Here is a 9945-nt window from a genome sequence, read left to right as displayed (position 1 = left end):
TGCCCGGGCCAGCCTGGATCAACCAACCCGCCGAACCCGCAGTCGCGGAGACCGAACCGAAACTAGCCGCCTAAACTCACGCTGGCCTCATTCACCTTGACAAATTCCGATGTCCCACCCACTCCCCTGGCCCAGCGCAGCGAACCCCCGAATTTCGGGGGAACCATACGACAAGTATGCCGAATCCGACGCCCCACGTCCAGATTCAAAGCGAGTTACCCCTGGTAACTCTATAGCTTGCTCCAAAAATAATTTCACCTCATCGGCGCGAATGCGAAGGTGAGTGTGAACTAAAGCAAGTGCTCGCACTTGTATCACCGGGAACGCTCTTACCCCCGGTATCGTCGACTGTATGAGCGATGCAAATGTGACTAACGACGAAGTGGCCGTGCGTGCACGCGCCTTGATTGAAGCTGACGTGTCAGCCCGTGTGAATGCGGTCGTGGCCATCGCTGAGGCGGCGAAGCAGAACGATGCCGCCAACGCCCACCTCAAGCAGGTAGTGAAGGATGCAGAGGCGGCTCTGAGAGAGTCCAGCAACGCGCACGCCGCGGCCTGGAAGGCAGCGCTGAGCGCCGGCTGGACTGAGAAGGAACTGCGCGCGACGGGCGTTCGTTCGCCCGGGGGTTCGGCACCGAAGATGCGTAAGCGCCGCGATGCACCTGCAGTGGCAGACACACCTAGCGAGTGACTACTTCGTAGGAAAAGCGACACAGTGGGCCCCGCCAGAGCGTGCAGCTCGGCGGGGCTTTGTCGTACCCTCCGGAGTTTCGCTTTAACCAAGAAGTGCTCTGCAGTGGAACTAGTTGCACTTCGCTCCCACGGGAGTAAAGGGTGCCGCGCAGATTCCTACGGAATCCGACCTCCGGTCGCCCTTGACACCCGCTCCGCTGCGTACAACGGGCTCAGGTACCAGCAGATGGCAAGCCATCGGCTGATAGCCGATACATCGAAATAGTTCAGGCCACCTGTGATCTGACGTCGATGGACTTCCGGACTGAGAAGGGGAACGACCGTGAATGACTCACTGACCGTATACACGCTGCCGGGGTGCATGCAATGCGACCTGACCAAGCGAGTGCTTGACGACGCGGGACTGCCGTACATCGTGGTCGACCTGGCCACGAACCCGCACGCGGTCGACGCTGTGAAACAGCTCGGCTACGCATCCGCACCAGTCGTCGTAGTCGGCGCCGCCAGCTGGTCAGGATTCCGACCCGACAGAATCAAAGCCCTGGCCAAGGCACCGGCCACTGTGCCGGCCGCATCGACTGATGAGCCGGGGGACGACTCATGGGAGTAGCCAAGAGCCGGCCGCAGGTCGCGGAGCCAAAGCGACGCGCACTCACGCCCTCAGAAACCGCGGAGCGGCTGCGACTGAGCAACCGGGATCTCGCGCGGCTTAGGCACCGCGGCGAGGGGCCAGCCTTCGTCGCTCTGTCGAGAAAGACTGTGCGCTACCTGCGGTCAAGCGTCGACGAGTGGGAGTCCCGGCACACCACCTGGAACGGCGACCGCCCCGCATAGGTCACCGGCCGGCGTCGTGGCTCCGGTTATGCTCAGGGCTCTCGGTACGATGCCGGGGCCCGGCCGGTGCGGCGTGCTTTTCTGGGGCACGAATCTCTGTCGCGCTCGTCGGGTACGTGCGGGAGTTCAGGTCAACTATGCGCTGCAGCTCTGGATCCAGCGCGGCCGGGGCCGGCTCGACCACGGGCAGCGCCGACCGCGCGTGCAACTCTTCGATCGACGCTGGCGGCGTCTCCCCGGCAGAGATCGCTCGCGCGCGTACCTCCGCGAAATATCCTTCCGCTGCACCTGGTCGCGGGGCATCGTCCATCGGCTCATAGAGCCGTCCGTCATCGGTGTAGGTCACCCCGTCGACCTCGACGTAAGTCACGCCGTCGATATGGTCATCGAGCATCTGGTTGAACCTGCGATCTTGCTCGGTTGCGCGAAACTCATCCGCGAGCATCCCGCCCGCGATGGCGTCAAACCCGTCGTCGTTGCTGGCGGCAGCGTCGGTCATCGTGCCTCCTTCGATTCGTGCTGGTCGGCGTCGTCAGCGAGGGCTCGGCGCACGCTCGACGCCCCGACCTGCAGCGTGTGGGCGATGGTCGCCCAAGTCGCTTTCTCGGCGCGCATGCGCCGGGCCACCGCGACGCGTTCGGCAGTCATCACGCTTGGCCGGCCGCCGAGCCGGCCGCGGGCCCTCGCGGACGCGAGGCCGGCGCGGGTGCGGTCGGAGATGATGCGGCCATTCATCTGCGCGAACGCCGCACAGATGTGGAAGAACAACTCACCGCCGGGGGTAGTGGTGTCGAACGGCTCCGTGAGCGACTTGAACTCCACGCCGCGCTCCCCCAGGTCAGCGACAATCGTCACGACGTCGGTCATCGACCGGCCCAGCCGGTCCGTGCTGTAGACCAGCAGAGTGTCACCACGGCGCAAGAACTTCATGCACTCGACCAGGCCCGGCCGGGCCGCGTTCTTCCCCGTCAACTTGTCCGAGTAAATGAACTCCGCACCAGCCGCGCGAAGCGCATCGCTCTGCGAATTCAAGTTCTGGTCCTGCGTCGAAACGCGGGTATAGCCGACGACACTCATACGCCGGCCGTCAGCTCAGGGAAGCTCGTCTCCCACACCTCTCGGATGGAATCAGGCAGAGTCAACTGCGGCCAGATCCGAATGAGCAGATCACGGTTAAGCGCCTCGATTTGAGCCGCGGCATCTGAGCGGGTAATGACCTGTTGGTAGGCAGCTACCACGGTCGCGTCGAACGTTAGATCGACGGCGAATTCCTTCCCAATGTTGGCTGACACGTCGATGGTGGGGTCCAGTACGCCCGCAATCCATGCAGGTAGCCATACATGGCCCGTCGCCGGCCCTCGGAGCCAGCTGAGACTGTCGGGAGCGGTCTGGCCCCTGGCACGGCGCCAGCGCCGCAGATCTTCGTCGTCCATCGGTTCCTCGTCCAGGACGAAATCTCGAGAAAGCACTTCACTACCTCCCATATCCCTGATCGTTGCTGCGCTCTTGTCCCCGCGCCTGGTAACCCCGGCCCTCCGCCGGGCTTGCCTCCCCGGGCCGGATGATCGCCGTTGCGCTCGTCGGAAAATTCCGCTTGTTCACGTCGATGATCCGCTGCAGCTCCGGGCTAAGCGGGAGTGTCTGGGCCGGCGCGGGCTGAACTCGATCCACCGTGATCTTGTCGAACACTGCCACCAGCTCCGCCGGGCGAACCGCGAGGTAGCCGACTGGGGGGCGTGATCGCTCTGACTGTTCGTTCCACACAGCCTTGTCGATCAGGCGGTGGTCCAGTTTGAATGCCGACTGCTCGGCAACCTGGTCGAGGAACAGCTTGCCTGTCCGGCCGTTTCCCTCACGGCCGAAATGCGCCTGATTGATATTCGCGTAAACGTTGGCGAGCGTTGACACGAAGTCATCGCGCCCCAGAGCGGGTAGATCCGCGTTGCGGATCGCGCCGGTGGCGTTTCGCCAGTAGTCCTCGATCTGGTTCGGCTGAGCGAATGGCTTACCGCCGCCTTTGTGCATTCCGAACGGCCTCACCTTGCCCGCCCAGTTCGGGTACAGCTCTGAAAACAGAGCGGCGTGCAGCTGCTTGGCGTGAGCCAGGTCAAACGTCTTGTTGATCGGGATGGCGCCCCGCAGAATGTCGCGGCGGGCAGCACCGGAAAGAGAATTCTCGAGCCGCTGCAGGTGAGCAGGGTCGCGGATCCCCGCAGTGTTTCGCATGACGTGCTTGTTGCCTGTTTCCGTGAGCGGATACAGCGTCGATTGAAAGTCCGGGTACGCCGTATCGAACTGCTCCGCGCGGGGCATCAGCTTTCGACGTCCGAGGCCGGCAGCCCGATTTCAGCTCGCGCAAGTGCCTTGAACTGCTCGGTGGAAATCTGGTCCGTGGACAGGAGCACCATCAGCTCGACGTCGCGCCGGGTCGCCTCGTAGCCTTCCTGCGCATCGCTCGCGAAGTTGCTCGCGATCTGCTGCGTCAGGTCCGGGTCGACACCCTCGAACAGGCCGGGGTAAAGCGCTTGAACGTCATAGCCAGCGGTCATAAGAAGCCCTTTCGACAGTTCCTCCCATTTTACAGGATTCAACCGAAAACGTCTAGAGGTAGCTTTCGGTAATTATGATTCCGGCAATGAGTTTTGGACAGGTAGCGGCGATTGCTGTTATCGCTAAATGGCGGCGATCTTTGATCGCTCTTTGGCGCAGCCCTCGACGTGCCCATAAACGATCGTTATTGGGCGCTGCTTCTTGAAAACGTATCCCCAAAACTGAGCATTGACCGGAGGCGTCCCGTGCCCCGGTCCGACAACCTAGACGACCCGCTCCCCCTCTCCGGAATCTGGACGTCAACCGCGGCATTCTGCACGCGGGCTCTTGAGTATTCCTCCATCCAACTCAGGGTCACTGCCCGTCGGTAATCTTTGCCAGAGGCATGCCAGGCGGCCCACAGGGCCACCATCAGCGCTACCACTGCAATGACCACGAGCGGTATCGCGACCGAGCCCAGAGTCGATCCGAGTTGCTGCTGCGTGATTCCTCTCACAATTCCGGTCTCTGGGTCCGTCATCTTGATCATGATGCCGAACCAGCCGTTGGCTACAGCGAGGACAAGAGTCCCTAGCAGCGTCGCCGCCACAGTGACGGCACCGAGAATCCCCGACAGTGCCGGCGCCGCGTTCCCGGCTGCGTTCCGTTCAATTCGATAGCGAAGTTCCATCATCACTTGGACTTTCACCGCTTCATCCTCGGCAAGGAAGGAGCGCACTCTTGCTGCCGTTTGAGTCAGGTCGTCATGAATATGACACTGCGATGCACGCTGCGCCGGATCTTTGAAACGGTGATCGAGATACCAGCCCCACGCGACCTGCATTCGAGAAGACTGACGTTCTGGAGGTGCACCTGGAATCTCTGACATACGTGAATGATAGGGATCCTCACCGACACCGCAATGCGGCCGTAGGCATGACCTCGCCGTTCATACAGCCCGCCGATTCACCACGTGATCGTGCCCCACTGCAGACGATCACTATCGGCCAGTCCGCAAATGTGCGTCGAGAGCGCGCCGAGAAGCGTTCAACGCAAGCTGAACCTTTATGGCTTCTTTCTTGTACGGCGGCATTTCTGGATCCTCAAGATGAGCGTGGAAAGAGACGTCTGAACTGACGTGGCTCTCCCAGAGTTCGGGGAGACGTTCAGGACCGATGGCGCCGAAAAGGGTGAGTGCTTCACTGCCCATACGGCCCGCTTCGTCGGAGTCTTTGGATCCTCCCCGGTTGTAATTTTCAAGCAGTCTTTGCAGCAACTCCTGCTCACGAAAGAGCCGCTGAAACTGTTGATCAGCGGTTGAGATGGCCAGGGCAGTCCTCCTGTCGAGCCACCCCAACACCAGCGCCACAACGGACGCAGCCACAGCAGCGAACATCGCAATAATGACAGCTGCAACCGCGGCGAGAACTGCGGCCACTTGAATCCATAGTGCAACCTCTACTTGTTCCATATTCGCGACGCTACAGTCCTGCTGAATGTTTGGCTGCACAGCGGGCCGCTGGGCACGTGGGACGGGCTATCGTGCCGGCATGGAACCGGACTCCCTGGGCGCTCCCCCGAACTGCGAGCGATGCCTAGTCCCGATGCTGGCCGCCGGGTCGCCGACTAACCCGTTCTGGCAGTGCCCATCGTGTGAGCTGGTGCGCCTGGTCTAGCTCGAAACGCTGCGACCGGTGGCGGATAATGGGGGGATGAAGTGGGACCTGGCACACCGGCCGCGAGACGCGGATGAGTCCACGCCGGCCACGGTCGAAGCGCCGAATAGCTGGGCGGCCGTCGAGCAGCTGCGCGGCACGATCCCCGCCGATCACCTGGTGCTGTACGTCAGGCCGGGGCGGTAGCGACCAGGTAGCCGACCCTGGGCCCTCCCCACTCATTCGAACCTATGTTCTAATGGTTGTTTATGGCCTCGGACACCGAACGCGCCAGCAGCTCGAACCCGCACCAGGCGGTGCGGGCCGACACCCTCGGGCAGGTCGAGCCCGACCGCGGGGGCGAGTTCGTCGTGCGCCCATACAGCCTCACTCCCCCGGAGCTGGGCGAATTGTCGGTGGCCATGGCCGGCGAACCGACGCGCGTCCTCGCCTGGGTGAGATACCCCGCCACCGCTGACCACGTGCGCGCCCTGGCCCTCGCCTGGCCGCCTCGCGCCGTCTACGTCGAGTGGGAGGATTGCGGCATCCACCGGGCGTGGGTGTGGGCCTCGGCCGTCGAGCGCACTTCCGCCGACCAGGAGGCCGCCGCAGCCGCCCCGGAGCGGCCGCGGGCGGCAGTGGTAACGGCCAAGGGCACGGTCCTTTTGGTGAGCAAGACGGAAGTTCTAGCTGACGGGTGCCCCGCTCAGACATTTGAGGAAGCGATTGAGTCTTACGGCTGGGCTGCGGCGATAGACCTACTCGACCCCACCTGACGTTTAGCCCCGTTAGGAATCGTTTGAGCCGTTCTTGCCGTAGTAGAAACCAATGACAGCTGCCGCCAACGCCTGCGGTCCAGAGATCGCCGCCACCGCCATGGTGAACTTCTCCCCGTCGATCCAGCCACAAACAAGAGCAAGCATCACCATGAAGTAAAGAACAGTCAAAATTCCGAGCACTGCAAACGTCAGGAACTGACGCGTGACCTGATCGTGGGTGCCCTTGGGCCACTTGCTGCGCTTCTTCTTGAACTTGTATGGGCCTGCCGCCGGCGTAGCGAGTTCGGAAATGTTCTCGTCGAACTCATCGTGGCCAGAAAGCGCCGTCAGGGGCGCGGCGGAATCAGCCATTGCGCGCTTCGAAGCACGGAGGCTCGGAGGGCATCAAAACGAAAAAGCCCGTCAGCCCCGGGTACAACGGACGCTCGTCATCAACGAGTTCCAGGACCGGGTCGAGCAGGAGAGTGCGTCGGTACATCTCGGCAGCAGCTTCCGCGCTGCATGCGGCGATGAATTGCTTCACGATGGTCCGATCCGAATCGGAAATGGTGAGTTCAAAGCTGCTGTCCTGGTGAAACTCCTGGAAGGCTTTTCCTGTCACTGGATCTCCTTCCATGTTGAGTTTGTTTTTCGGGCCGACAGTTCGTCCCGCATTCCTCACAGTATACACAATGATGCGCAGTCCATGCACATTTTTTGCACATTAAGCGTGCCAAAAGGGTATAGTGACGGTATGAAGCCGTTTTGACACCACCCAAACGACCTCGATCGCACTCCGTGAGCTGCACTCCCGGAGCCCTCACCGCCGGCCCAATTGGCCGGGTAGTAGTAGACCCCAAGCACAATTGCTTTGGGGTTACTCAGCACAACTCCTAACCCCATGAAGGAACAGTGGATCATGACATCTATCCACCCCAGAAACGACACAAAATCTTCTCGCCGTCAGAGCGCGGAAAAAATCGTTCGCCTCAACGTGAACCTAAATAGCGACACCGCCGAAGCCCTCAAAGACCTTGCTGAGGAACGAGGAATCTCCGTGACGGAAGCCGTTCGCCGCGCCATCTCGGTTTATAAGTACATCGAGGATGAAGTGAGCGCGGGTCATAAGGTCCAAATCGCCGACAAAGTAAACAAAACAGTCACGGAGCTAGTTCTCATCTAATAGCCGCTGAGCGGATATTTGCTGGACGTTCGACTGAGCCGGCACCTTGCGAGGCTGCACCTTTTTCGGTGCAGCCTCGTTCGCGTATTTAGCCTGCGAGCATTGGCCCAACGAGCGTTGCGAGGGATTCCTAGCTGAGGTCGACTCTCAGGTGTGGCGGGTCTATGAGGGTGAGACGTACATCGGGATCGTCACCGAGACTGACGCGACGTCGGCCGGACCCTGGCCTCACTACACCGCGCAAAGCGCTGGTGATGAGGCCACTACCGTCCCCACTACCGACGATTGGCGAGCTGCGCTCGACCACCTGATCGAGGCAGCTGACGCCAGCTAGCCGGTGAGTTAGATCCGGGCTAGGCGCGCAGCGTAGATGGCCGTGCGTTCCCGGTCGTATGCGTCGTCGGGACCGTACACGGCGCTGCAGTTCGTGCAACGAGTTGCGGGACCGAAGTCGGACGGCAGCGGATCGAAAACGAACTGGTCAATGTCCTCGAACGACGTCACCGACTCGTCGAACGTGCAGACTTCGCAAGCCCGGCCGTGCACACTGCCTGTCTCTGGTCCGCTAGTCATCTGCACAAACTAACAAGACCCGCTGACACGGCCTCGGGCGGTGAGCGCCGGCCATGTAGCCGGGCTCCTGGCGGATGCCAGCGAGTCCGCTCACAATGGTTCGATGGAGCCGCAACGTCGCGCACATAGCCGCTGGGCGTCCCCCTGGGGTGAGTTCACCTATCGGGCCGCTGTGTTCCTGCGCATCGTCGCCCTCCTGGCCGGCGTCGTGATGGCGGGCCTGGTGCTCGTGCACCTGGTGCGCGAGGGCTGGGCGTCGTTCCTGCTGCAGGCGTGCGTCGAGGCGGGCGTGTTCCTGGTTGTTGGGATCCTGCTGCAGCTCGTGGTGCTCGTGCGCGACCGCGCCGTGCGGCCATAGCCGTTCGGTGGGCAGAGAAACGCCCCCGGCCGGGAGAGAGGGCGGCCGGGGGCGTGCTTGGGGGCTCGTGACCTGGCGGAGCGGGTCGATCGAGGATGGTTACTGAGTGGGCGGGCGGTATCCCTGGCCGTTGATCGCGGTCTGGGCTTTGTCCAGCTCGTCTCCGAGCTGGTCGGCCAGCTGCGCGACACGGGTCAGGTGATCAACCGCCGTTGCGATGCTCTGCACGGGATCTCCCCCGTCGTCTTCCTTGACGTCGAACTGGTCGAGTGAGCGGCCTAGGCCGCTTGCGAGCTGTTCGAGGGCCTGCGGGAGCCGGTGGCCGACCCATTTGACGTTGCCCAAAATGTCGCAGACGAGGGGCGCTGGCAGCTTTGCTGCAAACGTTGCGTCGGTCAGTGACCGGATGGCTTCGGCCGCGTTGTCCGCGTACTGGACTGCTGGTGCTACGTCGTCGCTGCTGGTCATGTCCGCTGCTCCTGTTGATCGCGTTCGGTATGGCCGCCGGCTGGCGGCCTACGGGTGTTATGCCTGGTCGTCGGGCTTGCTGTTGCGGCGGATCTGGGCGACGGCGCGGCTGAGCTCGGCGCCGATGTAGTCGGCGTCGATGACGCGGCCGTAGGTCTTGGATCCTTCGGGGCCCCAGCTGTTGGTGTGCTCTCGGCCGACGACAATCACGGCATCTCCCTTGTGGAGCGTTGCCGCTGCGTTCTCGCCCAGCTCGAACTTGGCCTCAACGAAATGCGTCGTGGCGTCAACGTGTTCCATGTACCTTCCGGCGCGGTACTCCCCCGTGTTCTCGATGACTCGAAATTTCGTGATGTTGAGACTGCCAGCCTTCACTACGTCGACGTCGGCGGCGAGGTTCCCAGTGATCGTGCGCTGAATTGACATGGGTTCTGCTCCTTCGATGGGTTGTGCGGTTAGGTACGGTTTCGAGCTATTCGGCAAGTGCGGTGATGAGTTCTGGTCGAAATCCGGACCAGCTGGTGAATGCCGTCTCAACGACGGGTGCCTGCAGGTGTCCGAGCGCCCGTATGTGCTCGAGCGCGGCTTCGTCCTGGGACAAGTCGACGACCGCGTAGCTGATGCTCTCCTGGTCAAGCTTCATCTTCGTCATTCGACACGGCTGGCACTCCGGCAACGTATAGACGACCACTGACGCATTCATGTCCCTGTCCCTTCCCCACCAACAATTCTTTGTGCCTGTCTGGCAAAGGGAATCGATTGAGAGCGGGAGTGCCGTTGTGCAGGGTCGTGGAATACCGGAGCGAGAGCAGCGAGCGAGGATATGCCGCGAAAGCCTGGAATGGAAGGCGCGGAGCGAACTACGGTGAACGGCCAGACAGGTGCAAGCATCAC

Annotated in this window: 20 protein-coding genes; 7 read left to right on the top strand and 13 right to left on the bottom strand. The window is 62.0% G+C overall.

Annotated features, from left to right (window positions below; all coding sequences use genetic code 11):
- Positions 1-352: 352 nt before the first annotated feature.
- From E3T61_RS09020 to E3T61_RS22665, 3 genes are all read left to right on the top strand, one after another.
- On the top strand, positions 353-691 hold the full coding sequence (locus tag E3T61_RS09020) for a hypothetical protein (protein ID WP_134640527.1): 339 nt from the start codon (positions 353-355) through the stop codon (positions 689-691).
- A 324-nt stretch (positions 692-1015) separates the two neighbouring features.
- A complete protein-coding gene (nrdH, locus tag E3T61_RS09015) occupies positions 1016-1303 on the top strand; it encodes a glutaredoxin-like protein NrdH (RefSeq protein WP_255455666.1) in 288 nt (95 codons plus the stop codon).
- Positions 1294-1527, top strand: a complete 234-nt coding sequence (locus E3T61_RS22665) for a helix-turn-helix transcriptional regulator (protein WP_134640526.1) — start codon at positions 1294-1296, stop codon at positions 1525-1527. Before nrdH ends, E3T61_RS22665 begins: the two co-directional genes overlap by 10 nt.
- A gap of 1 nt (position 1528) precedes the next feature.
- Here the strand turns inward: E3T61_RS22665 and E3T61_RS09005 are convergent, their stop codons facing one another.
- From E3T61_RS09005 to E3T61_RS08975, 7 genes are all read right to left on the bottom strand, one after another.
- Entirely contained in the window at positions 1529-2026 is a 498-nt protein-coding gene (locus E3T61_RS09005; protein WP_134640525.1) for a hypothetical protein, read from the bottom strand.
- Positions 2023-2604: a recombinase family protein gene (locus E3T61_RS09000; protein ID WP_134640524.1), complete on the bottom strand. Its 582-nt coding sequence runs from the start codon at positions 2602-2604 to the stop codon at positions 2023-2025. Before E3T61_RS09000 ends, E3T61_RS09005 begins: the two co-directional genes overlap by 4 nt.
- Positions 2601-2960 carry a hypothetical protein gene (locus tag E3T61_RS08995; RefSeq protein ID WP_134640523.1) on the bottom strand — a complete coding sequence of 120 codons (360 nt, stop codon included), beginning with the start codon at positions 2958-2960 and terminating at the stop codon, positions 2601-2603. The genes E3T61_RS09000 and E3T61_RS08995 overlap by 4 nt, the downstream gene beginning before the upstream one ends.
- A gap of 40 nt (positions 2961-3000) precedes the next feature.
- Positions 3001-3840, bottom strand: a complete 840-nt coding sequence (locus E3T61_RS08990; protein WP_134640522.1) for a Fic/DOC family protein — start codon at positions 3838-3840, stop codon at positions 3001-3003.
- Positions 3840-4076 carry a hypothetical protein gene (locus E3T61_RS08985; protein WP_134640521.1) on the bottom strand — a complete coding sequence of 79 codons (237 nt, stop codon included), beginning with the start codon at positions 4074-4076 and terminating at the stop codon, positions 3840-3842. The genes E3T61_RS08990 and E3T61_RS08985 overlap by 1 nt, the downstream gene beginning before the upstream one ends.
- Positions 4077-4261: 185 nt before the next feature.
- Positions 4262-4945 carry a hypothetical protein gene (locus E3T61_RS08980; protein ID WP_134640520.1) on the bottom strand — a complete coding sequence of 228 codons (684 nt, stop codon included), beginning with the start codon at positions 4943-4945 and terminating at the stop codon, positions 4262-4264.
- A gap of 111 nt (positions 4946-5056) precedes the next feature.
- Positions 5057-5527, bottom strand: coding sequence for a hypothetical protein (locus tag E3T61_RS08975; RefSeq protein WP_134640519.1), 471 nt, complete (start codon positions 5525-5527; stop codon positions 5057-5059).
- A gap of 241 nt (positions 5528-5768) precedes the next feature.
- On the opposite strand from E3T61_RS08975, the gene E3T61_RS21900 reads away from it, so the two are divergent.
- A complete protein-coding gene (locus tag E3T61_RS21900) occupies positions 5769-5918 on the top strand; it encodes a hypothetical protein (protein ID WP_165789050.1) in 150 nt (49 codons plus the stop codon).
- Between the two features lie 62 nt (positions 5919-5980).
- Positions 5981-6487: a hypothetical protein gene (locus E3T61_RS08970; RefSeq protein WP_134640518.1), complete on the top strand. Its 507-nt coding sequence runs from the start codon at positions 5981-5983 to the stop codon at positions 6485-6487.
- A gap of 12 nt (positions 6488-6499) precedes the next feature.
- Here the strand turns inward: E3T61_RS08970 and E3T61_RS08965 are convergent, their stop codons facing one another.
- Together E3T61_RS08965 and E3T61_RS08960 are read right to left on the bottom strand one after the other, a co-directional pair.
- Positions 6500-6841 (bottom strand): hypothetical protein, encoded by a 342-nt coding sequence (locus E3T61_RS08965; protein WP_134640517.1) that lies wholly within the window; start codon positions 6839-6841, stop codon positions 6500-6502.
- Entirely contained in the window at positions 6834-7091 is a 258-nt protein-coding gene (locus tag E3T61_RS08960) for a hypothetical protein (RefSeq protein WP_134640516.1), read from the bottom strand. Before E3T61_RS08960 ends, E3T61_RS08965 begins: the two co-directional genes overlap by 8 nt.
- 297 nt (positions 7092-7388) lie before the next feature.
- Here E3T61_RS08960 and E3T61_RS08955 point away from each other — a divergent pair, with 297 nt between their 5' ends.
- The gene (locus E3T61_RS08955; protein WP_103431168.1) at positions 7389-7652 is read left to right on the top strand and encodes a ribbon-helix-helix protein, CopG family; all 264 of its coding nucleotides are present in this window, start codon (positions 7389-7391) and stop codon (positions 7650-7652) included.
- Positions 7653-7994: 342 nt separating this feature from the next.
- On the opposite strand, the gene E3T61_RS08945 is transcribed toward E3T61_RS08955, so the two are convergent.
- Positions 7995-8225, bottom strand: coding sequence for a hypothetical protein (locus tag E3T61_RS08945; RefSeq protein ID WP_134640515.1), 231 nt, complete (start codon positions 8223-8225; stop codon positions 7995-7997).
- A gap of 103 nt (positions 8226-8328) precedes the next feature.
- Between E3T61_RS08945 and E3T61_RS08940 the strand changes: the two genes are divergently transcribed.
- Complete coding sequence (locus tag E3T61_RS08940; protein ID WP_134640514.1) at positions 8329-8583, top strand: hypothetical protein; 255 nt, start codon at positions 8329-8331, stop codon at positions 8581-8583.
- A 99-nt stretch (positions 8584-8682) separates the two neighbouring features.
- Here the strand turns inward: E3T61_RS08940 and E3T61_RS08935 are convergent, their stop codons facing one another.
- From E3T61_RS08935 to E3T61_RS08925, 3 genes are read right to left on the bottom strand one after another with little or no spacing between them, the layout of a single operon-like run.
- A complete protein-coding gene (locus E3T61_RS08935) occupies positions 8683-9051 on the bottom strand; it encodes a hypothetical protein (RefSeq protein WP_134640513.1) in 369 nt (122 codons plus the stop codon).
- Positions 9052-9108: 57 nt separating this feature from the next.
- Positions 9109-9477: a single-stranded DNA-binding protein gene (locus E3T61_RS08930; protein ID WP_134640512.1), complete on the bottom strand. Its 369-nt coding sequence runs from the start codon at positions 9475-9477 to the stop codon at positions 9109-9111.
- A gap of 46 nt (positions 9478-9523) precedes the next feature.
- The gene (locus tag E3T61_RS08925) at positions 9524-9754 is read right to left on the bottom strand and encodes a glutaredoxin domain-containing protein (RefSeq protein WP_134640511.1); all 231 of its coding nucleotides are present in this window, start codon (positions 9752-9754) and stop codon (positions 9524-9526) included.
- Positions 9755-9945 lie beyond the last annotated feature (191 nt).

It is taken from the genome of Cryobacterium lactosi (assembly GCF_004403945.1).
In the GTDB taxonomy this organism is placed as follows: Bacteria; Actinomycetota; Actinomycetes; order Actinomycetales; family Microbacteriaceae; genus Cryobacterium; species Cryobacterium lactosi.
This window is presented reverse-complemented; position numbering and strand designations above follow the sequence as displayed.